The sequence below is a fragment of the Mycolicibacter sp. MU0102 genome, from assembly GCF_963378105.1.
In the GTDB taxonomy this organism is placed as follows: domain Bacteria; phylum Actinomycetota; class Actinomycetes; order Mycobacteriales; family Mycobacteriaceae; genus Mycobacterium; species Mycobacterium holstebronense.
Genome location: NZ_OY726398.1, coordinates 3,913,401 through 3,938,356, shown reverse-complemented (window position 1 = coordinate 3,938,356; position 24,956 = coordinate 3,913,401). Strand labels below are relative to the sequence as shown.

Annotated in this window: 25 protein-coding genes; 20 read left to right on the top strand and 5 right to left on the bottom strand. The window is 67.7% G+C overall.

The window, feature by feature from the left end:
- The first annotated feature begins 8 nt into the window (after positions 1-8).
- The 4 genes from RCP37_RS18630 (at position 9) to RCP37_RS18615 (ending at position 4,290) form a co-directional block, all read left to right on the top strand.
- The gene (locus tag RCP37_RS18630) at positions 9-497 is read left to right on the top strand and encodes a glutathione peroxidase (RefSeq protein WP_308484461.1); all 489 of its coding nucleotides are present in this window, start codon (positions 9-11) and stop codon (positions 495-497) included.
- On the top strand, positions 497-1,840 hold the full coding sequence (locus RCP37_RS18625; protein WP_308484460.1) for a DUF2254 domain-containing protein: 1,344 nt from the start codon (positions 497-499) through the stop codon (positions 1,838-1,840). Before RCP37_RS18630 ends, RCP37_RS18625 begins: the two co-directional genes overlap by 1 nt.
- 61 nt (positions 1,841-1,901) lie before the next feature.
- On the top strand, positions 1,902-2,615 hold the full coding sequence (locus RCP37_RS18620; protein WP_308484459.1) for a DUF2334 domain-containing protein: 714 nt from the start codon (positions 1,902-1,904) through the stop codon (positions 2,613-2,615).
- 19 nt (positions 2,616-2,634) lie between these two features.
- Positions 2,635-4,290 (top strand): FAD-binding dehydrogenase, encoded by a 1,656-nt coding sequence (locus RCP37_RS18615; protein WP_308484458.1) that lies wholly within the window; start codon positions 2,635-2,637, stop codon positions 4,288-4,290.
- Position 4,291: 1 nt separating this feature from the next.
- Here RCP37_RS18615 and RCP37_RS18610 read toward each other — a convergent pair whose 3' ends face one another.
- Positions 4,292-4,930 carry an MBL fold metallo-hydrolase gene (locus tag RCP37_RS18610; RefSeq protein ID WP_308484457.1) on the bottom strand — a complete coding sequence of 213 codons (639 nt, stop codon included), beginning with the start codon at positions 4,928-4,930 and terminating at the stop codon, positions 4,292-4,294.
- Between the two features lie 86 nt (positions 4,931-5,016).
- Here RCP37_RS18610 and purS point away from each other — a divergent pair, with 86 nt between their 5' ends.
- Entirely contained in the window at positions 5,017-5,256 is a 240-nt protein-coding gene (purS, locus tag RCP37_RS18605; RefSeq protein ID WP_024441898.1) for a phosphoribosylformylglycinamidine synthase subunit PurS, read from the top strand.
- Positions 5,253-5,927 (top strand): phosphoribosylformylglycinamidine synthase subunit PurQ, encoded by a 675-nt coding sequence (purQ, locus tag RCP37_RS18600; protein WP_308484456.1) that lies wholly within the window; start codon positions 5,253-5,255, stop codon positions 5,925-5,927. Before purS ends, purQ begins: the two co-directional genes overlap by 4 nt.
- Positions 5,928-5,930: 3 nt before the next feature.
- On the opposite strand, the gene RCP37_RS18595 is transcribed toward purQ, so the two are convergent.
- On the bottom strand, positions 5,931-6,728 hold the full coding sequence (locus tag RCP37_RS18595; RefSeq protein ID WP_308484455.1) for a family 1 encapsulin nanocompartment shell protein: 798 nt from the start codon (positions 6,726-6,728) through the stop codon (positions 5,931-5,933).
- Positions 6,725-7,744: a Dyp-type peroxidase gene (locus tag RCP37_RS18590; RefSeq protein WP_308484454.1), complete on the bottom strand. Its 1,020-nt coding sequence runs from the start codon at positions 7,742-7,744 to the stop codon at positions 6,725-6,727. Before RCP37_RS18590 ends, RCP37_RS18595 begins: the two co-directional genes overlap by 4 nt.
- 52 nt (positions 7,745-7,796) lie before the next feature.
- On the opposite strand from RCP37_RS18590, the gene RCP37_RS18585 reads away from it, so the two are divergent.
- The 10 genes from RCP37_RS18585 to RCP37_RS18540 all read left to right on the top strand — a co-directional run bounded on the left by RCP37_RS18585 (position 7,797) and on the right by RCP37_RS18540 (position 19,408).
- On the top strand, positions 7,797-9,065 hold the full coding sequence (locus RCP37_RS18585; protein WP_308484453.1) for a M18 family aminopeptidase: 1,269 nt from the start codon (positions 7,797-7,799) through the stop codon (positions 9,063-9,065).
- 22 nt (positions 9,066-9,087) lie between these two features.
- Complete coding sequence (gene purL / locus RCP37_RS18580; RefSeq protein ID WP_308484452.1) at positions 9,088-11,382, top strand: phosphoribosylformylglycinamidine synthase subunit PurL; 2,295 nt, start codon at positions 9,088-9,090, stop codon at positions 11,380-11,382.
- Between the two features lie 12 nt (positions 11,383-11,394).
- Positions 11,395-13,098 carry an alpha/beta hydrolase gene (locus RCP37_RS18575; RefSeq protein WP_308484451.1) on the top strand — a complete coding sequence of 568 codons (1,704 nt, stop codon included), beginning with the start codon at positions 11,395-11,397 and terminating at the stop codon, positions 13,096-13,098.
- A 33-nt stretch (positions 13,099-13,131) separates the two neighbouring features.
- On the top strand, positions 13,132-13,974 hold the full coding sequence (locus tag RCP37_RS18570) for an alpha/beta fold hydrolase (protein WP_308484450.1): 843 nt from the start codon (positions 13,132-13,134) through the stop codon (positions 13,972-13,974).
- 3 nt (positions 13,975-13,977) lie between these two features.
- The gene (locus RCP37_RS18565) at positions 13,978-14,382 is read left to right on the top strand and encodes a sterol carrier family protein (protein WP_308484449.1); all 405 of its coding nucleotides are present in this window, start codon (positions 13,978-13,980) and stop codon (positions 14,380-14,382) included.
- Positions 14,383-14,433: 51 nt separating this feature from the next.
- Positions 14,434-15,951, top strand: coding sequence for an amidophosphoribosyltransferase (gene purF, locus RCP37_RS18560; RefSeq protein WP_308484448.1), 1,518 nt, complete (start codon positions 14,434-14,436; stop codon positions 15,949-15,951).
- A 132-nt stretch (positions 15,952-16,083) separates the two neighbouring features.
- Positions 16,084-17,349 (top strand): aromatic ring-hydroxylating oxygenase subunit alpha, encoded by a 1,266-nt coding sequence (locus RCP37_RS18555; protein WP_308484447.1) that lies wholly within the window; start codon positions 16,084-16,086, stop codon positions 17,347-17,349.
- Positions 17,350-17,364: 15 nt separating this feature from the next.
- Complete coding sequence (locus tag RCP37_RS18550; protein WP_308487147.1) at positions 17,365-17,685, top strand: hypothetical protein; 321 nt, start codon at positions 17,365-17,367, stop codon at positions 17,683-17,685.
- 8 nt (positions 17,686-17,693) lie between these two features.
- Entirely contained in the window at positions 17,694-18,941 is a 1,248-nt protein-coding gene (locus RCP37_RS18545; protein WP_308484446.1) for a metal-dependent hydrolase family protein, read from the top strand.
- A gap of 14 nt (positions 18,942-18,955) precedes the next feature.
- Positions 18,956-19,408 carry a MarR family winged helix-turn-helix transcriptional regulator gene (locus tag RCP37_RS18540; protein ID WP_308484445.1) on the top strand — a complete coding sequence of 151 codons (453 nt, stop codon included), beginning with the start codon at positions 18,956-18,958 and terminating at the stop codon, positions 19,406-19,408.
- 17 nt (positions 19,409-19,425) lie between these two features.
- On the opposite strand, the gene RCP37_RS18535 is transcribed toward RCP37_RS18540, so the two are convergent.
- On the bottom strand, positions 19,426-20,634 hold the full coding sequence (locus RCP37_RS18535) for a cytochrome P450 (RefSeq protein ID WP_373693201.1): 1,209 nt from the start codon (positions 20,632-20,634) through the stop codon (positions 19,426-19,428).
- 2 nt (positions 20,635-20,636) lie between these two features.
- Positions 20,637-21,788, bottom strand: coding sequence for a spirocyclase AveC family protein (locus RCP37_RS18530; RefSeq protein WP_308484442.1), 1,152 nt, complete (start codon positions 21,786-21,788; stop codon positions 20,637-20,639).
- A 101-nt stretch (positions 21,789-21,889) separates the two neighbouring features.
- Between RCP37_RS18530 and RCP37_RS18525 the strand changes: the two genes are divergently transcribed.
- From RCP37_RS18525 to RCP37_RS18510, 4 genes are all read left to right on the top strand, one after another.
- Positions 21,890-22,492 carry a TetR/AcrR family transcriptional regulator gene (locus RCP37_RS18525; RefSeq protein WP_308484441.1) on the top strand — a complete coding sequence of 201 codons (603 nt, stop codon included), beginning with the start codon at positions 21,890-21,892 and terminating at the stop codon, positions 22,490-22,492.
- A gap of 116 nt (positions 22,493-22,608) precedes the next feature.
- Positions 22,609-23,367 (top strand): SDR family NAD(P)-dependent oxidoreductase, encoded by a 759-nt coding sequence (locus tag RCP37_RS18520; protein ID WP_308484440.1) that lies wholly within the window; start codon positions 22,609-22,611, stop codon positions 23,365-23,367.
- Positions 23,364-24,599, top strand: coding sequence for an aromatic ring-hydroxylating dioxygenase subunit alpha (locus tag RCP37_RS18515; protein ID WP_308484439.1), 1,236 nt, complete (start codon positions 23,364-23,366; stop codon positions 24,597-24,599). The genes RCP37_RS18520 and RCP37_RS18515 overlap by 4 nt, the downstream gene beginning before the upstream one ends.
- Positions 24,596-24,931, top strand: coding sequence for a hypothetical protein (locus RCP37_RS18510; RefSeq protein ID WP_308484438.1), 336 nt, complete (start codon positions 24,596-24,598; stop codon positions 24,929-24,931). The genes RCP37_RS18515 and RCP37_RS18510 overlap by 4 nt, the downstream gene beginning before the upstream one ends.
- Positions 24,932-24,956: the final 25 nt, after the last annotated feature.

Here is a 24,956-nt window from a genome sequence, read left to right as displayed (position 1 = left end):
TCGCGGCCATGAGCCTCGCCGAAATCCCGCTGACCACCCTTGACGGCCGTTCCACCTCGCTGGCCGATTACGCCGACCGCGCGGTGCTCGTGGTCAATGTCGCGTCCAAATGCGGACTCACCCCGCAGTACGGCGCGCTGGAGAAGCTCGCGCAGGACTACGGCGATCGCGGCCTGACCGTGCTGGGCGTGCCCTGCAACCAGTTCATGGGCCAGGAGCCCGGAACGGCCGAGGAGATCGCGACCTTCTGCTCGACCACCTACGGGGTGACCTTCCCGTTGCTGGCCAAGACCGACGTCAACGGTGCGGACCGCCACCCGCTGTATGCCGAGCTGACCCAGACCGCCGACGCCGAGGGCGCCGCCGGTGACGTGCAGTGGAATTTCGAGAAGTTCCTGCTCGCCCCAGGGGCCACTGTCGTCAACCGCTTCCGGCCCACTACGGTGCCGGACGCACCTGAGGTGATCGCCGCCATCGAAGCCGTCCTGCCTGGCTGATGCATACCCGGTCGGAACGCTTCCCCAGCGTGCGGGCGGCGGCGCTGGCCTACCGGTTCCGGGAGAGCCTGTTCGCGCTGCCGTTGGTGATCGTGTTCGGCGGGATGGCGCTCGCCGTCATCACCCGGGTGGCGGATCGCAACATCGGCCCGTCGCCGCGCTTCCTGCTGAAGATGGACAGCGGCGTGGCGACCACGCTGCTGTCCACCATCGCCGGCGCGACCATCACCACTGCGGGAGTCATCTTCTCGCTGACCATCGTCAGCCTGCAGCTGGCGAGTTCGCAGCTCTCACCCCGCGTGATGCGGTGGTTCATCCGGGACCGGCTCAGCCAGGTTGTCATCGGCCTGCTGGTCGCGTCGTTCGTGTACTGCGTGCTGAGCCTGCCTGATCTCGATGGATCGTCGCCCGTCCCCGCGCCGCCGCTGACGGTGACGGTCGCGGTCGTGCTGACGATCGCCACTGTCATCACGATCATCGCCCACGTCGACCACCTGGCCCACCGGCTGGAGGTCGGGCAGGTGGTGCGGGAGATCGCGGCCGAGGGCTCGATGGTGATCGACGCCGTCGCGGCCGCCGCCGCTCACGAGCGACCCGCCCACGAGGCGGACATGGACGTTCCCCCGGATGCATTGCGACTGACCTCGCCCGGCAATGGCTGGGTCAGTCAGGTCAACCCCCAGCGGCTGCTGGCTGCCATCCCGGCCGGCACCACAATCCGGTTGGACACCCGCGTCGGTGCCTACATCCACCTGGGCCAGCCACTGGTCACCATCTGGCCGGTGCCGGCCAATCCGGATCGGGTGCGGGACAAGCTGTCCCGGGCCGTCGTCGTCAGTGACAGTCGCACCATGCAGGAAGACGTCGACTTCGCCTTCCGTCAGCTGGTCGATATAGGGCTGCGTGCGCTCAGCTCGGCGATCAACGACCCGACCACCGCAGTGGAGGCCACGCTGCGGGTGGGTAGCCTGCTGCGCCGCGTGCTGACGGTACCGCCGCGACCGCGGGCGGTGGCCGGACCGGACGGGCGAATACTGTTGCGGCCCTGGGATCTCGACCCCAAGGAATACATCGGGCACGGTTTCGATCAACTTCGCCAGGTTGCGCCCAGTCAGCCCATGGTGGCGGCGGCGATCCTGCGGGTACTGCGGATGCTGGTCGCTCACGTCAAGGAATACGGCCGGCCCGAGCACCTGCCCGCCCTGCGAGAACAGACCGACCTGCTTCTGGAATCGCTGGAGATGGCGCCGGATCTGCATCCCCGTGATCTGGCCCGGCTCAAGGCGATCGCCGCCGACACCACCGATCCGGCCGACCACAGCCGCCGGCGGGCGACCCCGTAGCGCTATCTGACGTCTTCCTCGACGTCACCGCCTGGACACTTGCGCTGGTCACACTGATGTTGTGACCGGACAACTGATCGTCTCCGTCTCCGGGATCGGGGCGCACACCCAGGCCGATGCCGAGGACTTCTGCGCGCAACTGGATGCCCGCGGCGTCGGTGTATCGCTGCTGGTGGCGCCGCGGCTGGGTGCCGACTACCGGCTCGACCGCGACCCGGGCACCGTCGAGTGGCTGACGCAGCGGCGCGCCGACGGCGCGGCGATCGTGCTGCACGGCTTCGACGAGGCCGCCACCAAGAAGCGTCGCGGCGAGTTCGCCACGCTGCCCGCCCACGAGGCCAATCTGCGACTGCTCGGCGCCGACCGGGTGATGGAACATCTGGGACTGCGCACCCGGTTGTTCGCCGCGCCCGGCTGGACCGTGTCGCCGGGCACCGTCATGGCATTGCCGCGCAACGGCTTCCGGCTTCTGGCCGGTTTGCACGGCGTCACCGACCTGGTGCTGGACCACACCTCGCGGGCCAGGGTGATCGGCGTGGGGGCCGGCTTTCTCAGCGCGCCCTGGTGGTGCCGGATGGTGGTGGCCACCAGCGAACGCATCGCCCGTCGCGACGGCGTGGTGCGACTGTCGGTAGGTGCGCGGCAACTGAGCAAGCCGGGCGTGACCGAGGCCATGCTGGAGGCGGTGGATACCGCGTTGGGCCACGGTTGCCGCCCGGAGCGTTACCGCTGGCCGCTCCCGCCGGTCGATGTGACGTCGGAGCTGAGCGCCTGAGTCGTTACCCTGGGACGCCATGAGCGGTAAGGCGGACGCTGACGCGATCGTCGTCGGGGCGGGTCTCGCGGGACTGGTGGCGGCCTGCGAACTGGTGGACCGTGGCCAGCGTGTCCTGATCGTCGACCAGGAGAACAGCGCCAACCTGGGCGGACAGGCATTCTGGTCCTTCGGCGGACTGTTCTTCGTCGACAGCCCCGAGCAGCGAAGGCTGGGCGTCCGCGACAGCTACGAACTGGCGCTACAGGACTGGTTGGGCACCGCAGGCTTCGACCGGGCCGAGGACCACTGGCCGCGGCAATGGGCGCATGCCTACGTGGACTTCGCCTCGGGTGAGAAGCGCAGCTGGCTGCGGGCCCGCGGACTGAAAGTGTTTCCGCTGGTGGGCTGGGCCGAGCGCGGCGGTTACGGCGCCATCGGGCACGGCAACTCGGTGCCCCGATTTCACATCACCTGGGGAACCGGACCGGCGTTGGTGGAGATCTTCGCGGGCCGGCTGCGGGGCCGCTCCAGGGTCCGCTACGCCTTCCGGCACCAGGTCGACGAGCTGATCGTCGAGGGTGGCCGGGTGACCGGGGTTCGGGGCAGTGTGCTGGAACCCTCAGCCGCCGAACGCGGCGTGGCGTCATCGCGGAACACTGTGGGGCAGTTCGAATTCCGTGCTCCGGCGGTGCTGGTCACCAGCGGCGGCATCGGCGGCAACCTCGATCTGGTGCGACAGAACTGGCCGGAGCGGATGGGCCGGGTCCCTGCGCAACTGTTGGCCGGGGTGCCCGCCCACGTCGACGGCCGGATGATCGGGATCACCGAGGCCGCCGGCGGCCGGGTGATCAACCGGGACCGGATGTGGCACTACACCGAGGGCATCACCAATTACGACTCGATCTGGCCCGGTCACGGCATCCGCATCATCCCCGGCCCGTCACCGCTGTGGCTCGACGCCGCCGGCGCGCGGCTGCCCGGGCCGCTGTATCCCGGCTTCGACACCCTGGGCACGCTCGAGCACATCGCGCGCTCCGGTCAGGACTACACCTGGTTCCTGCTCAACCGGCGGATCATCGAGAAGGAATTCGCGCTGTCGGGCCAGGAGCAGAATCCCGACCTGACCAGCCGGAGTCTGCGTCAGCTGGCCGCGTCACGGGCCCGGTCCGGGCCGCCCCCGCCGGTGCAGGCGTTCATCGACCGCGGGGTGGACTTCGTGCACGCCTCATCGCTGCGTGACCTGGTCGCCGCGATGAACGACCTGCCCGACGTGGTGCCGTTGGACTACGCGACGGTCGAGGCCGAGGTCACCGCGCGCGACCGTGAACTGGCGAACCGATTCAGCAAGGACGGCCAGATCACCGCGATCCGCGGCGCCCGGGCCTACCTGGGTGACCGAATCGGCCGGGTGGTGGCCCCACATCGGCTGACCGATCCTTCCGCCGGCCCGCTGATCGCGGTCAAGCTGCACATCCTGACCCGCAAGACCTTGGGCGGCTTGGAAACCGACCTGGACTCCCGGGTGCTGGGCGCGGACGGCAAGCCGATCGACGGGCTGTACGCGGCCGGCGAGGTGGCCGGCTTCGGCGGAGGCGGCGTGCACGGCTATCGGGCGCTGGAGGGCACCTTCCTGGGCGGGTGCATCTTCTCCGGTCGGGCTGCCGGCCGGGGCGCCGCCAGCGATATCGCCTAGATCAGAAGGTGACGGCGCTCTCCTGCGGCAGCACCTGGAAGTCGGCGCGCCCCATCTCGGCCAGGCGGCCGTGATAGATCCCGCGGGCGTCGGTGGCGATGATGCCCTGGTGGATCGGCACCGCGGCCCGCGGCGCCACCGCACGTAGGTAGTCGACGGCCTCGGAGATCTTCATCCACGGCGCCGCCGCCGGGGTAGCCAGCACGTCCACCGGTTCACCGGGTACGAACAAAGCGTCGCCGGGATGCATCAACCGGGCCGGATGCTCGTCGTCGCCGATCAGGTAGGAGATGTTGTCGATCATCGGCAGCTCCGGATGGATCACCGCGTGCTGCCCGCCCACCCCGCGCACCCGCAGCGGCCCGACGTCGAAGGCATCCCCGACGTGCACCGCCTGCCAGGGCGGCCCCAGCTGGGCCGCGGTCTGCGGGTCGGCGTAGAGCGCGGCACCCGGGTTGGCGTCGATCAGGGCCGGCAGCCGCGCTACGTCGGCGTGATCAGGGTGCTGATGAGTGACCAGAATGGCCGCCAGACCGGTGATGCCCTCGAAGCCGTGCGAGAAGTTGCCGGGGTCGAACAGCACCGTGGTCCCGCCGAAATCGGCGAGCAGGCAGGAATGGCCGAAGTGGGTCAGTTGCATACCTAAAGATTGTGCGCTCCGGCGCCACCGACGGGCATCGGTATTGTTGACCCGACCGATTCCCCCGTCGACAGTAGGGAGCACCCGTGGCCCGGGTGGTTGTGCACGTGATGCCCAAAGCCGAGATCCTTGACCCGCAGGGACAGGCGATCGTCGGAGCGCTTTCTCGGCTCGGACACACCGGAGTGTCGGATGTGCGGCAGGGCAAGCGCTTCGAGCTCGAAGTCGACGATTCGATCGACGACGCCGCACTGGCCGAGATCGCCGAATCGCTGCTGGCCAACACGGTGATCGAGGACTTCACCGTCAGCCGGGAGACCTCGTGAGCGCCCGGATCGGCGTCATCACCTTCCCCGGCACCCTCGACGACGTCGACGCCGCCCGCGCGGTCCGGTTCGTCGGTGCCGAGCCCGTCAGCCTGTGGCACGCCGACGCCGACCTCAAGGGCGTTGACGCCGTGGTGGTGCCCGGCGGCTTCTCCTACGGCGACTACCTGCGCTGCGGTGCCATCGCCCGGTTCGCCCCGGTGATGGGCGAGGTCATCAAGGCCGCCGGCCAAGGCATGCCGGTACTCGGCATCTGCAACGGCTTCCAGGTGCTGTGCGAGGCCGGACTGCTGCCCGGAGCCCTGACCCGCAACGCGGGCCTGCACTTCGTCTGCCGCGACGTCTGGCTGCGGGTGGCCTCCACCGACACGGCCTGGACCTCCCGGTTCGACCCCGACGCCGACCTGCTGGTGCCGCTGAAGTCCGGCGAGGGCCGCTACGTGGCCTCCGAAGCGGTGCTCGACGAGCTCGAAGGCGAAGGTCGGGTGGTGTTCCGCTACCTCGACAACATCAACGGCTCGCTGCGCGACATCGCCGGCGTGAGCTCGGCCAACGGCCGGGTGGTCGGGCTGATGCCGCACCCCGAGCACGCCATCGAGGCCCTGACCGGGCCCAGCGATGACGGGCTGGGGTTGTTCTATTCCGCGCTGGACGCGGTGCTGTCGGTCTAGCTTCTAGCAGGTCAGCGCGACCGCGGCCTCCGCGGTGTAGCACAGGAACGTCAGCGTCTCCTGCAGGTAGAGCTCCACGTTCTCGGCATCGTGCGACAGGTAGCCGATCGACACGTCGGTGCCCAGCCGCAGGTCGAAATCGCCGCCCCGGGTGGTCAGCACAAACGCACCATCGATCGCCGGCGCCCAGATGATGTCGCCGGTGACCAGCCGGCGCAGGTGCTCCAGGATCGGATAGCCGTGATCGGAGGTCTCGGCGACCTTGGTGTAGGCGTCCGCGGACAACAGCACCGAGTACGGGCCGTCCACCCCGGCCAGCCGTAGCGCCGACAGCGCCTGGCTGACCACGTCGGGGATGCCGCGCGGGTCATCCGGCAGCGTCAGCTCCGGGTTCGAGCTCGCACTGCGGATCCCCTCCACCGCGGCGCCCGGGTAGCCACCGAAGATGATCCGGTCCTCGGCGAACGCCAGCTTCTTGGCCGCGGCCTTCACCGGGTCCCAGTCAGGGTCTTGCGAGCCCCGCTCCACATCGTCGATCTCGTCACGCGACAGGGTGAACGGAACCCGCAGGCGCACCAGCGGTTTGCTGTCGCGCAGATGCGCTTCGACGCCGTCGGCCGGCGCGCCGATGCCGGTCAGCCGACCGGTGCCCACCGCGGCGGCCGTCGGGCCGGCCGGCTCGCTGACGTCGACCACCCGGCGTCCGGCGATGTGCCGCTTGAAGGTCCGGGTGGCCTCCTGCTCGATGTCGGCCCAGGCCGCTTCGGTGACTGGGGCCAGATCGCGATACAGGTTGTTCATTGCGAGGTTCCTTTCAGGCTGCCGATGTTCAGTGAGCCTTGAACGCCGGTGGTCTCGACGGGCTCGGAGGGGGTGGGTGTCGCTGCTCCGGGGAGCGGCGGCGGATCGTCGAGGAAGTCGGCGGTGGGGGTGAAGAACATTCCGCCGGTGACCGCGGTGGAGAAGTCCAGGATGCGGTCGGTGTTGCCCGGCGGATCGCCGAAGAACATGTTGCGCAGCATCTGCTCGGTGACTTGGGGCGTCCGCGCGTAGGCGATGTAGTAGGTGCCGGACTCGCCGGAGCCCACCGAGCCGAACGGCATGTTGTGCCGCACGATGTCCAGTTCGTTGCCCTCTTCGTCGGTGATGACATTGAGCGCGATGTGCGAGTTGGCCGGTTTCACCGCGTCGTCGAACTCGATGTCGTCGGCCTTGGTCCGGCCGATCACGCGTTCCTGCTCGGTGACCGGCAGCGCCTCCCAGGCGGCCATGTCGTGCAGGTACTTCTGGATGTGCACATAGGAGCCGCCGGCAAAGTCGGGATCCTCGTCACCGACCGCGGTGGCCGCCACCGCTTCGTCGTCGACCGGGTTCTCGGTGCCGTCGACGAAACCGAGCAGGTCGCGATTATCGAAGAACCGGAAGCCGTGCACCTCGTCGACCACGGTGATGGCACCGGCCATCGCCTTGACGATCCGTCCCGCCAGCTCGAAGCAGACGTCCAAGGTCTCGCCCTTGACGTGAAAAAGCAGATCCCCGGGCGTGGCCGGGGCGGTGTGGCGGGGACCGGTCAGCTCGACGAATGGATGCAGCTCGGCCGGCCGGGGCCCGGCGAACAGCCGGTCCCACGCCTCCGAGCCGATCGAGGTCACCACCGACAATCGCTTGGTCGGGTCGCGAAAGCCGATCGCCCGGGCGAAACCCGCCAGGTCGGGCAATGCGTCGTGCACGGCCTGCTCGCCGCCGTCGTTGATGGTGGCCACCAGGAAAATGGCCGAACAGGTCAGGGGAGCGGTGACGGGCTGAACGGACGGCACGCTATCGACCCTAACGCCCCCATCGGCGTCCGGATGCGAAAGACTTAACCCCATGGCGGCCACCGCAACCGGATTATGCGAGTTCATCGACGCCTCTCCGTCGCCGTTTCACGCCTGCGACACGGTGGCCGAACGGCTCCGAGCCGCCGGCTACACCGAGGCGGCCGAAACCGACCGATGGCCGCAGACGCCGGGGCGGTATTTCACCGTCCGGGCCGGGTCGCTGATTGCATGGAATAGTCCGGAGCACGGCGGCCACCTCCCGTTCCGGATCATCGGCGCGCACACCGACAGCCCGAACCTGCGGGTCAAGCAGCACCCCGCCCGCGAGGTCGCCGGCTGGCAGTTGGTGGCCCTGGCGCCCTACGGCGGCGCCTGGCTGAACTCCTGGCTGGACCGCGACCTGGGGATCAGCGGCCGGCTCTCGGTGCGCAGCGGCGCCGAAAGCTCTGGGATCAGCCACCATCTGGTCCGGATCGACGAGCCGATCCTGCGGGTGCCGCAGCTGGCCATCCACCTGGCCGACGACCGCGCCGCGGTCAAACTGGATCCCCAGCGCCACGTCAACGCGGTCTGGGGAGATGGCCGGTCCCCGGACTTCCTCGGCTACGTGGCGCAGTGCGCCGGCGTCGAGCCGCGCGACGTGCTGGGGTTCGACCTGATGACCCACGACCTGGCGCCGTCGACCGTGACCGGGCTGGGCCGCGAATTCGTCAGCGCGCCGCGGCTGGACAACCAGGCCAGCTGCTACGCCGGGCTGGAGGCTCTGCTCGCCGCCGGGCCCGGCCGCTACCTGCCGGTGCTGGTGCTGTTCGACCACGAGGAGGTCGGATCGACGTCGGATCACGGCGCCCAGTCCGATCTGTTGCTAACCGTGCTGGAGCGGATCACGCTGGCCGCCGGCGGCGACCGTGAGGACTTCCTGCGCCGGCTGACCGCTTCCACGCTGGCTTCGGCGGACATGGCGCACGCCACCCACCCGAACTACCCGGAGCGTCACGAACCGGGCCACCCGATCGCGGTCAACGCCGGCCCGGTGCTCAAGGTGCAGCCCAACCTGCGCTACGCCACCGACGGCCGCACCGCCGCCACCTTCGCGTTGGCCTGTGACCAGGCCGGGGTGGCGCTGCAGCGCTATGAGCATCGGGCCGATCTGCCCTGCGGATCGACCATCGGACCGATGAGCGCCGCACGCACCGGGATCCCCACCGTTGACGTGGGCGCTCCGCAGCTGGCCATGCATTCGGCACGGGAATTGATGGGCGCACGCGACGTGACCTCCTACGCGGCGGCCCTGACGGCATTCCTGGCGCCGGACTGAGCCGAAATCGGTGCCATAGACTGTGCCCGTGACGCCCCCGACCACGCTGGACACCGTCGAACACGCCGCCGCAACGCCCGAGCACCCGCAACCGTTCGCCGAGTTGGGTCTCAAGGACGACGAGTACCAGCGCATCCGCGACATCCTGGGCCGCCGCCCCACCGACGCCGAGCTGGCTATGTACTCGGTGATGTGGAGCGAGCACTGCTCCTACAAGTCCTCCAAGGTGCACCTGCGCTACTTCGGTGAGACCACCACCGACGAGATGCGCAAGGCCATGCTGGCCGGCATCGGCGAGAACGCCGGCGTCGTCGACATCGGCGACGGCTGGGCGGTCACCTTCAAAGTGGAGTCGCACAACCACCCGTCCTATGTCGAGCCGTACCAGGGCGCGGCCACCGGGGTGGGCGGCATCGTGCGCGACATCATGGCGATGGGCGCCCGCCCGGTCGCGGTGATGGACCAGCTGCGTTTCGGCGCCGCCGACGCCCCCGACACCCGCCGGGTGCTCGACGGGGTGGTGCGCGGCATCGGCGGCTACGGCAACTCGCTGGGGCTGCCCAACATCGGCGGCGAAACCATCTTCGACCCGTGCTACGCGGGCAACCCGTTGGTCAACGCCCTGTGTGTCGGTGTGCTGAAGAAGGAAGACCTGCACCTGGCGTTCGCCTCCGGCGCCGGAAACAAGATCATCCTGTTCGGTGCGCGCACCGGGCTGGACGGCATCGGTGGGGTGTCGGTGCTGGCATCGGACACCTTCGGCGGGGATGAGAGCGGTGAAGGCCGCAAGAAGCTGCCGTCGGTTCAGGTCGGCGACCCGTTCACCGAGAAGGTGCTCATCGAGTGCTGCCTGGAGCTCTACGCCGCCAAGCTGGTGGTCGGCATTCAGGATCTCGGTGGTGCCGGACTGTCGTGTGCCACTTCCGAGTTGGCGTCCGCCGGCGACGGTGGCATGGCGATTCAGCTGGACAAGGTGCCGCTGCGCGCGGCGAACATGAGTCCGGCCGAGGTGCTGTCCAGCGAGTCGCAGGAACGCATGTGCGCCGTGGTCGCCCCGGAGAACGTGGACGCCTTCATGGCGGTCTGCGCCAAGTGGGACGTGCTCGCCACCGTGATCGGTGAGGTGACCGAAGGCGACCGGCTGCAGATCACCTGGCACGGCGAGACCGTCGTCGACGTGCCGCCGCGCACCGTGGCCCACGAAGGCCCGATCTATCAGCGCCCGGTGGCGCGCCCCGACACCCAGGATGCGCTGAACGCCGACCGTTCGGACAAGCTGCCGCGCCCGGCCACGGGGGAGGAGCTGCGCGCGACTCTGCTTGCGCTGCTGGGCAGCCCGCACCTGTGCAGCCGGGCTTTCATCACCGAGCAGTACGACCGCTACGTGCGCGGCAACACTGTGCTGGCCGAGCACGCCGACGGCGGCATGCTGCGTATCGATGAGGCCTCCGGGCGCGGGATCACGATCTCCACCGACGCGTCCGGCCGCTACACCAAGCTCGACCCCTACACCGGGGCGCAGCTGGCACTGGCCGAGGCGTACCGCAACGTGGCCGTCACCGGCGCCACGCCGATCGCCGTCACCAACTGCCTGAACTTCGGTTCTCCGGAAGACCCCGGGGTGATGTGGCAGTTCGCCGAGGCCGTTCGCGGTCTGGCCGATGGCTGTGCGGCACTGGGGATTCCGGTGACCGGCGGCAATGTGAGCTTCTACAACCAGACCGGCGCCACGCCGATCCACCCCACCCCCGTCGTCGGGGTGCTCGGGGTCATCGACGACGTCGGCCGCCGCATTCCGACGGCGTTCGGCGTCGAACCGGGCGAGACGCTGATCCTGCTCGGCGACACCCGCGACGAGTTCGACGGGTCCATCTGGGCGCAGGTGACCGGCGATCACCTGGGCGGGCTGCCGCCGAAGGTCGATCTGGAACGCGAGCAGCTGCTCGCCGAGGTGCTGAGCGCGGCATCGCGCGACGGCCTGATCTCGGCTGCCCACGACTTGAGCGAAGGCGGGCTGATCCAAGCCGTCGTCGAGTCGTCGATCGCCGGTGAAACCGGTTGCCGCATCCTGCTTCCCGAAGATGCCGATCCGTTCGTCTTCCTGTTCTCCGAGTCGGCGGGCAGGGCGCTGGTGGCGGTGCCGCGCACCGAGGAGAGCCGATTGCGCTCGATGTGCGAGGCACGCGGCCTGCCGGCCACCCGTGTCGGTGTGGTGGACCAGGCCTCGCCGGAGATAGAGGTCCAGGGCCAGTTCAGTGTGTCGCTGACCGAACTGCGCAGCACCTCCGAAGCGGTGCTGCCGGGACTGTTCGGGTAAAGCCCCAGCGGCATGGGAGCGGCCGAGCCACCGGCGAAACACCCGCTGCTGGTGTGGGCTTGGAGCCTGCTGCGCCTGGGGTTCGTCGGAGTGGCGTTCGGTGCGCTGTTCTTCTGCCTGTCGCTGACCCCGTCGCTGCTGCCGCGCGACTGGGTGTTCCAGGGACTGATCGGCGGGATCAACGCAGCCTTCGGCTACGGGCTGGGCGTGCTGATCGGCGCCACGGTGGAACGTTTCCTACTGCGCGGCGCCAGCTGGTGGCCGCCGCCGCGTCCGGCCTTGCTCGCACTCAAGGCAACAGTGGTGGTGACGGCCCCGACCGCGTGCGTTCTGATGCTGATCCCAGCCGCCGGCTGGCAGCGTCAGGTCTCCGAGCTGCTGGGCATCGAGGGCCCGGCAACACTGGGCTATCTGCGCACCCTCGGCGTGGCGATCGGGGTCGCCGCCGCGCTGGTGGCGACGGTGCGGGTGCTGATCGACGCCAGTCGACTGCTGGCGCGGGCCCTGATCCGGCGGTGGCACCTGCACCGCGAAGTCGCCATGTTCATCGGCAGCGCGATCGTCGTCGTGCTGCTGACCACCTTGATCAACGGCGTGCTGATCCGCGGTTTCTTCGCCGGCGCCAGCGCGGTGTTCCAGCCCGAGGACAGCGCCACCGTGGCCGGAACGATCCAGCCGCTGCAGCCGGAGCGATCCGGCAGCCCCGAGTCATTGGCGCCCTGGGCGACCCTGGGCAGTCAGGGCCGCAGCTTCGTCGCCGGGGGAGTGCACGCCGCCGAGCTCAGCCGGATCAACGGACGGCCCGCCCGCGAACCCATCAGGGTGTATGCCGGGCTGCACAGCGCCGGTGACGACCAGGGGCGAATGCAGCTGCTGCTCGACGAATTGGACCGCACCCACGCCTTCGATCGCCAGGTGTTGGTGGTGGTGCCCACCACGGGCACCGGGTGGGTGGATCCGGCCGCGGCCGATGCGCTGGAGATGCTCTACAACGGCGACACCGCGATCGTCGGCGTCCAGTACTCCTACCTGCCGAGTTGGATCTCCTTCCTGGCCGACCAACGCAAATCGATGGATTCGGGACGGCTGCTGGTGCGCACCATCGCCGAGCGGTGGCGTGGCCTTCCAGTAGGGCAGCGGCCCAAGCTGGTGCTCTACGGCGAGAGCCTGGGGTCGATGGCCGGGCAGGCCGCGTTCGACTGGCTGCCCGATATCGCCGACATGGGCTATGAGTCCGTGCTGTGGGTGGGGCCGCCGCAGGCCAGCCCGCTCTGGCACGCGCTGCTGGTGCGGCGCGACCCCGGCAGCACCGCCGTGTTGCCGCGCTACGACAACGGCCGCACGGTGCGGTTCTCGCAGGGCACGGTGCCGGCCGAGATCGCCCGGATCGCCGCGCCGCCGTGGGACGGCACCCGGGTGTTGTTCCTGCAGCATGCCTCCGACCCGGTGGTGTGGTGGTCGACGGACCTGCTGTTCGCGCGGCCGGACTGGCTGACCGAAGCACCCGGCCCGGACCGCACCGCATCCATGCGCTGGTACCCGGTGGTGACGTTCTGGCAGGTCAGCGCCGACCTGTTCCACGGTGAGCAGATGCCCGCAGGCCACGGTCACAACTATGCCGACACGATCCTGGACGGCTGGGTGGCGGTGCTGCCACCCGACGGCTGGACGCCGGCCGATACCGAGCGCGTCCGCGCGGCCCTGCGGGGCGGCTAGGCAACCGCCGGGGTCGTGCGGAATGCTGCACCCATGCAGCGCTACACCCGTGACGGCCTGGTCTTCGACGTTCGCGACGCCGGGCCGCCCGACGGCCCCGTTGTGGTGCTGCTGCACGGCTTCCCGCAGCGAAACGACAGCTGGAACGCCGTCATCGACCGGCTCACCGCCGCGGGCTACCGATGCCTGGCGCCCAACCAGCGCGGCTATTCACCCGGTGCTCGGCCACCGCGGCGCCGCGACTATCGGGTGTCCGAACTCGTCGCCGACATCGGCGCACTGATCGACGCCAGTGGCGCGCAGCGCGTGCACCTGGTGGGCCACGACTGGGGTGCCGCGGTGGCGTGGGGAGTGGCGGCCGAACTGCCCGAGCGGCTCGCCACGGTGTCGCCGGTGTCGGTACCGCACCCCGCGGCCTTCCTGAAGTCGTTTGTCACCAGTCGTCAGGGCCTGGCGTCGTGGTACATGGGGTTTTTCCAGCTGCCGCGGCTCCCGGAATGGTTGCTGACGCGCGGGAACGGCGCGGTGGCCGCCAAGGCTCTGCGGCGAAGCGGGCAGACTTCGGCCGCGGCCGAACGGGATGCGCAGGCCATGATCGAACCGGGCGCGCTGACCGGCGGGCTCAACTGGTACCGAGGCATGCCGCTGTCGAATCTGCGCGACAGCAACCAGCAGATCTCGGTGCCGACGATGTATGTCTGGAGCGACGACGACATCGCGCTGAAGCCCAAGGCGGCGCGCAACACCGTCCGCTACGTGGACGCGGCTTACCGATTCGAGGTCATGGCGGGCGTCTCACACTGGATTCCCGACACTGAGCCGGACCGGCTCGCCGACCTGTTGCTCGACTGGTTCGCCGCACACCCCATCGACTGACCCATGTCCGCCGCCCGCTCACGTCCACAGCCCGACCCGGCACAAACCCGCGCAGCGGTGCTGGCCCTCGCGGCGTGGCTGCGTGACGAGAATCTGCCCGCACCCGACCGCGCCGAGTTGGCGGCCGCCGTCCGGCTGACCGCGCGCACCCTGGCCGAACTGGCCCCCGGCGCCAGCGTCGAGGTGCGGATCCCGCCGTTCGTCGCGGTGCAGTGCATCGCCGGTCCGCGACACACTCGCGGCACCCCGCCCAACGTCGTCGAGACCGATCCGCGCAGCTGGCTGCTGCTGGCCACCGGACTGCTGGAGACCGGCAACGCGGCCGCAGCCGGAAAGCTGCGACTGTCGGGTTCGCGAGCCGCCGAGATCACCGATTGGTTGCCGTTGGTGAAACTTGACGCTTGTTGACCGTAGACTGAACATCGTCACTGTGGCCCGTCCCCTTGGAGCAGCTGAAACGTGCCGGACCAGCAGGTAGTAGACCTAGAGAATGCACCCCGTGAAGAGTGCGGCGTATTCGGAGTTTGGGCTCCCGGTGAAGAAGTAGCGAAGCTCACTTATTACGGCCTGTATGCGCTGCAACACCGTGGCCAGGAAGCCGCCGGGATCGCAGTCGGCGATGGCTCGCAGGTGCTGGTCTTCAAAGACTTGGGCTTGGTCAGCCAGGTGTTCGAGGAGCAGACGCTGTTGGCCATGCCCGGGCACGTGGCGGTCGGGCACTGTCGCTACTCCACCACCGGCGACACCACCTGGGAGAACGCCCAGCCGGTGTTCCGCAACACCGCGGCCGGTACCGGCGTGGCCCTGGGTCACAACGGCAACCTGGTCAACACCGCCGAATTGGCCGGTCGGGCCCGCGAACTGGGGCTGATCGACACCCGCCGTCCCGGCGTGGCCACCACCGACTCCGACATCCTGGGTGCGCTGCTGGCGCACCGGGCCGCCGACACCTCCCTGGAGCAGGCGGCGCTGGAGCTGCTACCGACGGCGCGCGGTGCGTTCTGCCTGACCTTCATGGACGAGAACACCCTGTACGCCGCCCGCGACCCGTGGGGCGTGCGGCCGTTGTCGCTGGGCCGGCTCGACCGCGGCTGGGTGGTGGCCTCGGAGACCGCGGCGCTCGACATCGTCGGTGCCTCGTTCGTCCGCGACATCGAGCCCGGAGAGCTGCTGGCGATCGACGCCGACGGCGTGCGCTCCACCCGGTTCGCCAACCCCACCCCGAAGGGGTGCGTCTTCGAATACGTCTACCTGGCCCGCCCCGACAGCACCATCGGCGGTCGGTCGGTACACGCCACCCGGGTGGAGATCGGCCGGCGGCTGGCCCGCGAGCACGCGGTGGAGGCCGACCTGGTCATCGGCGTGCCGGAATCCGGCATCCCCGCCGCGGTGGGCTACGCCCAGGAGTCCGGGATCGACTACGGACAGGGCCTGACCAAGAACGCCTACGTCGGGCGGACCTTCATCCAGCCGTCGCAGACCATCCGTCAGCTCGGTATTCGGCTCAAGCTCAACCCGCTGCGGGAGATCATCCGCGGCAAGCGGCTGATCGTCGTCGATGACTCGATCGTGCGGGGCAACACGCAGCGCGCCCTGGTGCGGATGCTGCGCGAGGCCGGCGCAGTCGAGGTGCACGTGCGGATCGCCTCCCCGCCGGTGAAGTGGCCGTGCTTCTACGGCATCGACTTCGCTTCGCCGGCCGAGCTGATCGCCAACGCCGTCGAGGACGAGACCGAGATGGTCGAAGCGGTGCGGCGCGCCATCGGCGCCGACAGCCTCGGGTATGTCGGGCAAGAAGACATGATTGCGGCCACCGAGCAGCCCAAATCGCGGCTGTGCTGTGCCTGTTTCGACGGCAGCTACCCGATCGAGCTGCCCGATGACAGTGCCCTGGGCAAGAACGTCGTCGAGCAGATGCTGAGCAACACCGCGCGCAAAGCCGAGACCGACAACGACGCCGCGCTGAGCCAGTCCTAACCCGAAGTCAGTCCTTCAGGAACTCCTGAAGCTGACTCCGCGCACAAGTATCAACTACTTGACACTGGACGTGCCGCTCGATAGCGTCGGCGCCGACGAGACTCGTGACCCGGCGTGAGGACAGGAGTGGTTGTGGCGCGTTTTCCCAAGCCGCCCGAGGGCAGTTGGACCCAGCACTACCCCGAGCTCGGTACCGAACCGGTGTCGTACCGCGATTCCATCAGCCCCGATGTCTACGAGAAGGAACGCGCGGCGATCTTCCGGCGCGCCTGGCTGAATGTCGGTCGGGTAGAGCAGATTCCGCGGAAGGGCAGTTATTTCACTCGGGAACTCAAGGTGGTCAACACCTCGATCATCCTGGTGCGAACCGGATCCGGCGAGGTCAAGGCTTATCACAACGTCTGCCGGCACCGGGGCAACAAGCTGGTGTGGGACAACATGCCCTTGGAGGAGACGAGCGGAAACTGCCGCCAGTTCACCTGCAAGTACCACGCCTGGCGCTACGACTTGGATGGCAATCTGGCCTTCGTTCAGCAGGAGGAAGAGTTCTTCGACCTGGACAAGAGTCGCTACGGCTTGGTCGCCGTGCACTGTGACGTCTGGGAAGGATTCATCTTCGTCAACTTCGCCGCCACCCCGGAGCAATCACTGCGCGAATTCCTCGGGCCCATGGTTACGGCTTTGGAGGGCTACCCATTCGGGCAGATGACATCCCGATGGCAGTACCGCTCGTCGGTCAACTCCAACTGGAAGCTCTTCCTCGACGCGTTCCAGGAGTTCTATCACGCGCCGGTGCTGCACGGGAACCAGACACCGACGGCCTTTCGGGTGGCGGCCGAACAGGCCGGTTTCGAGGCGCCGCACTATCAGATCGAGGGCCCGCACCGCCTGGTGAGCACCTCAGGTGTCAGGGCCTGGGAGATGTCGTCCGAGATGCGCAAGCCCATCGAGGACATCTGCCAGAGCGGGCTTTTCGGCCCGTGGGACCCGCCGGATATCGGCCCGATGCCCGACGGTCTCAATCCCGCGAAATGCGATCCGTGGGGCTTGGATTCGTTTCAGATCTTCCCCAACTTCACGATCCTGTTCTGGGGCCAGGGCTGGTATCTGACCTACCACTACTGGCCGACTGGACACGACTCGCACATTTTCGAAGGCACGCTGTACTTTCCCCAACCGCGGACGCCCCGCGAGCGGGTCGCCCAAGAACTCGCGGCGGTGTCGTTCAAGGAGTACGGGCTGCAGGACGCCAGCACCTTGGAGGCCACCCACACGATGATCGGCACCGGGGTGGTGGATCGCTTCCTGCTCAACGACCAAGAGGTGCTGATCCGGCACTTCCATGCCGAGACCGCCGCGTGGATCGCCGAACACGAGCGCACCACGGCCAAGGTCTGAGGAATCGTGACTGCCATGCTGCCAAAGGAATTCGCCGACCTCGAACCGTTCAACCAGTGGTGCTTGCCATCTGAACCAGAGCGCTACGCCAAGCGCCTGAGCAGTTCCATGTCAGACATGCAGGCGTTCTACGACGCCATCACGGCCCGCGCCGAAGATGCGCTCGCCTACTGCGACAAGTTCAGCCTCGACGACCTGCCCGAGGATGTGCTGAACCTGATGCACCTGTTGTATTCCATGATCACGGTGGCATTCCCGGCCGAAGCCTGGAAGCAGCCGCGCGTTCCCGACTCGGGCGCGGCCGTCATCGAGTGCATCGTCGAGCCGTTCCCGTGAGCCGCCCGGTGAGTGAGAAATGCGTGCTGCGGGCCGATCGATGGCTCGACATCGACGCCGGCGTCGTCCGGTCACCCGCCGTCGTGGTGGTCGAGGACGGGCGGATCGCCGCCATCAATCCCGAGGCGCCCGTTCCGGTTTCGGCTGACGACATCGACCTCGGTGACGTCACGCTACTGCCCGGCCTGATGGACATGGAGCTCAACCTGCTCATCGGCGGACCGGGCAGTCCAGAGGGGCTTCCCACCCCGCTGCACGGCGTGCAGGACGATCCCGCCTACCGCACATTGCGCGCCGCGGTCAACGCACGAACCACACTGGAAGCCGGCTTCACCACAGTCCGCAACCTGGGGCTGATGGTCAAGACCGGCGGTTACCTACTCGACGTCGCGCTGCAGCGTGCCATCGACCAGGGCTGGCACGCGGGGCCTCGGATCTACCCCGCCGGCCATGCCGTCACGCCCTACGGCGGCCACCTGGATCCGACGGTCTTCCAACGGCTCGCGCCCGGCGTCATGCCACTGTCGATCGCCGAGGGCATCGCCAATGGTGTACCGGATGTGATCGCCTGCGTGCGTTACCAGATCCGCCACGGCGCCAAGCTGATCAAGGTGTCGGCCTCCGGCGGGGTGATGTCACACAGCACCGCTCCGGGTGCTCAGCAATACTCCGACGCCGAATTGGCCGCAATCGCCGACGAGGCGCATCGGGCCGGGGTGCGGGTTGCCGCACATGCCATCGGCGACACCGCGATTCGGGCATGTATCCGGGCCGGCATCGACTGCATCGAGCACGGCTTCCTGGCCACCGACGAGACGCTGGCGATGATGGTGGACCACGGCACGTTCCTGGTCTCCACCACCTACTTGACGGATGCCTTGGCCGTCGACCGGATCGCTCCGGAGCTGCGCAAGAAGGCGGCCGAGGTGTTTCCGCGGGCCAAGGCCATGTTGCCCCGCGCGATCGAAGCCGGTGTACGCATTGCGTGTGGCACCGATGCGCCGGCAATCCCGCATGGCCAGAACGCCAAAGAATTGTGCGCACTGGTGGAGCGCGGCATGACACCGGTGCAGGCACTGCGGGCAGCCACCGTGGTCAGTGCCGAACTCATCGACGCCGCGCATGAACTGGGCAGACTGGCCCCGGGCTACTGCGCCGATATCATCGCCGTACCGGGTGACCCGACCCGGGACATCGGCACCACCGGAGACGTGCGATTCGTCATGAAGGACGGCCAGGTCTGCAAGCGCAGCTGACAGGGAAGCGGGACATGGATCTCACCAACAACATCCTGTGGCTGCTCAAGCAGGCCTTCTACTACTCGCTGACGACCGTGAACGAGGCGATCAGCGAGCATGGGGTGAGCACCGCCCAGATCGGTCTGTTGCGCCAGCTCGCCGGAGAACCGGGGCTGTCCGGGGCCGAACTGGCACGTCGCCTGCTGATCACCCCGCAGGGCGTGCAACTGGCCCTGAGTGCACTCGAGCGCCGCGGACTGGTGGAGCGCAAGCAGGATCCCCACCACGGCCGAATCCTGCGGGCCTACCTGACCGATGAGGGGCGAGCGGTGACCTCAGCGGTCGTCACCGATGCGATCACCGCCCACGATCAGGTGTTCAGCGTGCTGAACCCGCAGGAGCAGGAGACGCTGCGCGCGCTCCTGGCCCGGGTTGTCGAGCAGGGCACCGGCCACACCCTGTTCGCCGACCACGTGGAACCCTGAGCACGCCTCGAGCAGTTCTAGACCCGCGCGGGCATGCTGTCCCAGCCGCGCACGGCTGAGGAGGACGAGAAGAGCGCAGCGTCGAGATCGACCTCCCAGTCCGGGAAGCGATTGAGGATCTCATCGAGGGCGATCCGGCCTTCGAGACGAGCGAGCGCGTTGCCGAGGCAGTAGTGGGCGCCGACCCCAAAGGTCAGGTGTTGCCGCGGTGTCCGGGTGACGTCGAAGGACTCCGCAGTCGCCCCGAACCGGCGCTCGTCGCGATTGGCCGCGCCGATCAGAGTCAGGATCGCCGCCCCCTCGGGGATCATCCGGCCGTGAAGCGTGATGTCGCGCGTGACGTAGCGCGCGGCCTGCAGCGCCGGCGGTTCATAGCGCAAGATCTCCTCAATAGCGTTCGGCAACAGAGACCGGTCCTCGGCCAGCAGTCGGCGTTGATCGGGGTACTGGGACAGCAACTTGCCCATCCAGCCGATCAGACGGGTGGTGGTCTCGGCGCCGGCCACGGCGACGACGTTCATGAACATCAGCAGCTCCTCGCGGCGTAGTCGCCGCGTGCTGCCGGTCTCATCGGTGAATTCGACTTGTAGCAGGTCGGTGGTCAGGTCGTCGGCCGGATGGTCGATGCGCCAGTCGATGAAGTCGGCGAAGACCTGGCCGTCGGTGAGCGCGCCGTCAGGATTGTCGGTCAGCTGCCCGCCGCGCTGGGTGCGCACATGCTTGTCGCCGTCTTCTTGAACGCGCCGCTGGTAATCCTCGGGGATGCCGAACAGCATGCCCACCACGCGCAGCGGCATCACCGCGCCGAGGTCTTTGACGAAATCGATTCGCTCCGCGCCGATCAACGGGTCCAGGCACCGGGAGGTGAATTCGCGGATGGCGCCCTCGAGTGCATTGATCTTGCGCGGAGTGAATGCCCGGGCCAACAGGCTGCGATGGATGTCATGGATCGGCGGATCCTCGAAGATCAGCATCCCCGAAGGGATCTCGATGTCGGCCTTGAGTATCTCCAGCACCACCCCGCGGGCTGAGCTGAAAGTCTTGTGGTCGATCAGGGCCGCATTGACGTCTTGGAATCGGCTCACGGCATAGAAGTCGTGAACTTCGTTGTAGTACAGCGGCGCTTCGGCCCGCAGCCGGGTGAACATCGGATAGGGATCGGCGTTGAGGCCGACATCCCAGGGGTCGTAGTACACGTCCGGAGCGGTGGTGGCGGCCACGGCGATCGTCACTCGCCGCGCTCTAACGGCACTACGGGTGGTATGCCGATGCCCTCGGGCAGCACCAAGCGACCATCGACGTCGATGTAGCCGGAACGGTTGGTGGGCAGTGGCAGAACAGGATTCGGGCAGGGCCGGTCGGTGCCATCACCGCAGATCCCGCCGGTGAAGTAGGACCGCTTCTGGTGGTCGGCCGGCCACGGGTCGGAGTGCAGGGCGATCCATTGCGCAGGAACCATGTAGAGCACGAAGAAGCATGCGCTGACCCCGGCGAAGACCGCCAAGAATCGGGTGAACTGCTGGCGGGCCAAGCCTCCTCGCACCTGGTCGAGACCGCGCTCGACGACGGTACGCCCGCGCTCGTCGGTGAAGAAGCGCAGCGAACACAGCGCCGCCTGGACCGCGCCCCACATCAGGCCTTCATAGATGGGCCATTGGTAGTAGGTGTCGGCATGAATCGACACCGACCGGATGGCGCCGGGGTAGGTGTAGAAACCGATCGGCAGCAGGACCAAGCCCTCCATGACGAAATCGAAGATGAACGAGATTGCGTAGGTGATTGCAATAAGGCGCAAGTTGTTGATGGAGGGCCAGCGCGCCTTGATCTTTCCCATGATCCAGCACCCGGCAATGGTGATCATCAGCACGCCATAGGCATAGCCGGGAATATTCGTCAGCAGCGGCTCGGCCACCTGGCGGCCGGGCTCCTCGGGCGACACCCAGCCCGGGATATGCGATGTCCACGAACCTCGGTTGAACAGCCAGGTGTTGTAGGTGCACCAGGTGTTGAAGTAGTTGAGCAGCGGATCCAGGAAGAACATCAGGCCCATTGAGACAAACAGCAAGCCGTCCAACGTGATTCGGCGTTCGCGGCGCCATGGACGGACGAAGAACCACCACACGGCGACGGGCAGGCCGACCCAGAGCACGATGGCGTTGGCCATCAGGGGCACCTTCATGTACATGGGCGGATCGTTCGGCCCGCCGGGGACGCGCTCGAAGAACGGCCCGGTGATCCACCGGGTCCACACGTACAGCTGCAGCGTCAGCAGTGCTGCGCCGACCGTCGCCCATACCTTGACGGGCCCGCCGCTGGCATGGCCGCTTGGCTCCGGCCCAGTCGGAACGGACTCGACCTGACTCGACAAGCCGCTACTCATAGCGCGGTCTCCTTCCGGGATGGGCCGGGACGGTGCAAAATATACTCATCGGTATCTGTGATGCCAAGAGGTATCGCAGATTCTGTGGGACAATTTGGCCCATGGTTGAGCAGTGGACTCGTGAGCGCCGGCTCGAGCGCACGCGGTCGCTGCTGCTGGACGCCGCCGAGGAAGTCTTCGCCGAAAAGGGCTTCACCACCGCGACTCTCGACGACATTGCCCAGGCTGCGGGCTATACCAAGGGCGCCATCTACAAGCACTTTGCGGCCAAGGATGAGCTCTTCCTGGCGGTCAGCGATCGCTACTGGCGCCGGTACTTCGAGAACTTCGCCGAAGTGATGGCGAACGCGACTCAGGTAGGAGTGCGCGAGCTCGACGACATCGCCGAGCGCTGGCAGCGGCTGAGTCGGGACCGAGGGGCTGAGCATGCCGCACTCGGGTACGAATTCACGCTGTACCTGCTGCGCAATCCCGAAGCTCGGGATCGCGTCGCCGCCAAGCGGGCCGAGGTCGTCGAGCAGCTGGCGACCTTCATCGTCGAAGGCGTCGAACGGCTCGGGGGAACTCTGTTGATCCCGGCTCTCAACCTGGCGCAGGTTCTCGTCGCCACCAGCGACTCCGCCGTGCTGGCCAGCGAACTCGACGGGATCGACCTCTACCGGCCGGTGGTGGCGATGTACGTCTCGATGATCAAGCTGCCCTGACGCCGTCCGGCAGGTCCGAACGTCCAACACTTGAGATCAATAACAAGTACTTGATAACATTCCCCGGCGAGGACGTCCAGGGTCGCGATTCACCGATCGACGCCGAAGGGGATGCAATGACCACAGAGGTGCCGCAGCGGGTCGCCGTGGTCACCGGTGGCGGCTCGGGCATGGGCGAGGCCACCTGCCACGAACTGGGCCGGCGCGGTTATCGCGTCGCCGTTCTCGACGTCGATGGTCAAGCCGCGCAGCGGGTTGCCGACGATGTTCGGGGCCAGGGCGGGACCGCGTTGGGCATCGAGGCTGACGTCACCGATCGGGCCGCCGTCGATGAGGCATTCGCCAAAGTGCGCAGCGAACTCGGCCCGGTCGCCGCGCTGGTCACCAGCGCCGGCCTCTTCGGATACTCGGCCTTCGCCGACATCACGCCGCAGGCCTGGGCGCGGATCATCGATGTCAACCTGACCGGGACCTTTCACTGCTGTCAGGTCGCACTGCCGGACATGGTCGCCGCCGGGTGGGGGCGCATCGTGATGATCTCCTCGTCCAGCGCACAGCGCGGATCGCCGTTCGCCGCGCACTACGCCGCGTCCAAGGGGGCGGTCATCACCCTGACCAAATCGCTGGCCCGCGAATACGCCGCCCAAGGCATCACGGTCAACAACATCCCGCCGTCGGGTATCGAGACGCCCATGCAGCACCAAGGCCAAGCGGCCGGATACCTGCCACCGAACGAGCAGATCGCGGCCAATATCCCGATGGGCCGGCTGGGCACCGGCGCGGACATCGCCGCGGCGGTCGGGTTCTTGTGCTCGGAGGAAGCCGGTTTCATCACCGGTCAAGTACTCGGCGTCAACGGAGGAGCAGTGTTGTGACAGAACAACCTTCGGTGCGATCCGGCCGGACTCCCGAGGGCTCGTGGACCGAGCACTACCCGGAATTGGGCACCGGCCCGATCTCTTTCGCCGACTCCACATCGCCGGAGTTCTTCGAACTGGAGCGCGAGGCGGTGTTCAAACGTGCCTGGCTCAACATCGGGCGCATCGAGGAACTTCCCGAACACGGCAGTTATGCCACCAAAGAGATCGAAGCCGCCCAGGCGTCGGTGCTTCTCGTCCACACCGACCGGGGAATCCGCGCCTTCCACAACGTCTGCCCGCGCTGCGGAACCAAGCTCGTCTGGCATGAATATCCCGACCGCGAGACCGCCGGGCAGGTCGAGGAGATCACCTGCAAGCGATGCCGTCGCACGCACGAATTCGACGGGGCCGACACCGCAGCCCTGATGCCGCTGCACTGCGACATCTGGAACGGCTTCATCTTCGTCAACCTCGACACCGCGCCGCGTCAGACCCTGCGGGACTTCCTCGGGCCTATGCTCACCGGCCTCGACGGCTACCCGTTCGAGAAGCTGACCGAGCGCTACGACTGGGTGGCCCACAACAACAGCAACTGGAAGATCTTCGCTGACGCGTTCCAGGAGTACTACCACGTCCCGGCGCTGCATTCCCAGCAAGTGCCGGCCCAAGTTCGGGTACCCGGCGCCGGATTCACCTGCGGCCATTTCCAACTCGACGGGCCGCACCGATTGGTCTCCACCGCCGGCCGGCGGCGATGGCTGCTGCCCCCGGAGTACATGTACCCGATCGAGCGGGCCACCCGCAGCGGGCTGGTCGGTCCCTGGGAGACGCCCGACATCGGTGAACTGCCGGCCGGGCTGAACCCGGGTGGAATCGAACCGTGGGGGATCAGCAACTTCCAGATCTTCCCCAACACCGAGATCCTCATCTACGGCGGCTGGTACCTGCTCTACCGGTACTGGCCCACCTCGCACAACACCCACCGATTCGAGGCCCACACCTACTTCCATCCGGCCCGCACCGTGCGCGAGCGCATCGAGCACGAGGTGGCGTCGGTGGTGCTCAAAGAGTTCGCGCTGCAAGACGCCGGCATGCTCGGCGGCACCCAGGCCGCGCTGGAGTACGGCGTGATCGACGATTTCCCGCTGGGCGATCAGGAGATCCTGGTGCGGCACCTGCACAAGGTGGTCGTCGACTGGGTGGACGACTACCGGCGCGCGCACGCCGGCGTAGGAGCTCCGCGATGACCGCCAAACGGTTGCCCAGCGCCTTCGCCGAGCTCGAATGCTTCGCCGAAACCTGGTGTTTGCCAACCGAAACCGAACGCTTCAATCAGCGGCTGGCCAGCACCATCGGCGAACTGCGGCAGTTCTACGACGCGTTCTTTCCACGCTTGGAAGAAGCGATCGACTACTGCGACAAGTTCGCCCTGGACGAACTTCCCGAGGACGCCCTGCACCTGCTGCACTTGATCTATTCACTGGTGATGGTGGCGATGGCGGTGGAGATCATGCAGCAACCCGCCCCGGTCGATGCCGCCGACGCCGTCATGATCCGCACCGGCTGGCCCATCCCTTAGCGGTCACCAGCGCGAAATACCTTGT

Coding starts and splice junctions, on each gene's coding strand:
- RCP37_RS18630 (WP_308484461.1), top strand. CDS start 9: ATGAGCCTCGCCGAAATCCCGCTGACCACCCTTGACGGCCGTTCCACC.
- RCP37_RS18625 (WP_308484460.1), top strand. CDS start 497: ATGCATACCCGGTCGGAACGCTTCCCCAGCGTGCGGGCGGCGGCGCTG.
- RCP37_RS18615 (WP_308484458.1), top strand. CDS start 2,635: ATGAGCGGTAAGGCGGACGCTGACGCGATCGTCGTCGGGGCGGGTCTC.
- RCP37_RS18610 (WP_308484457.1), bottom strand. CDS start 4,930: ATGCAACTGACCCACTTCGGCCATTCCTGCCTGCTCGCCGATTTCGGC.
- RCP37_RS18595 (WP_308484455.1), bottom strand. CDS start 6,728: ATGAACAACCTGTATCGCGATCTGGCCCCAGTCACCGAAGCGGCCTGG.
- RCP37_RS18585 (WP_308484453.1), top strand. CDS start 7,797: ATGGCGGCCACCGCAACCGGATTATGCGAGTTCATCGACGCCTCTCCG.
- RCP37_RS18575 (WP_308484451.1), top strand. CDS start 11,395: ATGGGAGCGGCCGAGCCACCGGCGAAACACCCGCTGCTGGTGTGGGCT.
- RCP37_RS18570 (WP_308484450.1), top strand. CDS start 13,132: ATGCAGCGCTACACCCGTGACGGCCTGGTCTTCGACGTTCGCGACGCC.
- RCP37_RS18565 (WP_308484449.1), top strand. CDS start 13,978: ATGTCCGCCGCCCGCTCACGTCCACAGCCCGACCCGGCACAAACCCGC.
- RCP37_RS18550 (WP_308487147.1), top strand. CDS start 17,365: ATGCTGCCAAAGGAATTCGCCGACCTCGAACCGTTCAACCAGTGGTGC.
- RCP37_RS18540 (WP_308484445.1), top strand. CDS start 18,956: ATGGATCTCACCAACAACATCCTGTGGCTGCTCAAGCAGGCCTTCTAC.
- RCP37_RS18530 (WP_308484442.1), bottom strand. CDS start 21,788: ATGAGTAGCGGCTTGTCGAGTCAGGTCGAGTCCGTTCCGACTGGGCCG.
- RCP37_RS18525 (WP_308484441.1), top strand. CDS start 21,890: ATGGTTGAGCAGTGGACTCGTGAGCGCCGGCTCGAGCGCACGCGGTCG.
- RCP37_RS18520 (WP_308484440.1), top strand. CDS start 22,609: ATGACCACAGAGGTGCCGCAGCGGGTCGCCGTGGTCACCGGTGGCGGC.
- RCP37_RS18510 (WP_308484438.1), top strand. CDS start 24,596: ATGACCGCCAAACGGTTGCCCAGCGCCTTCGCCGAGCTCGAATGCTTC.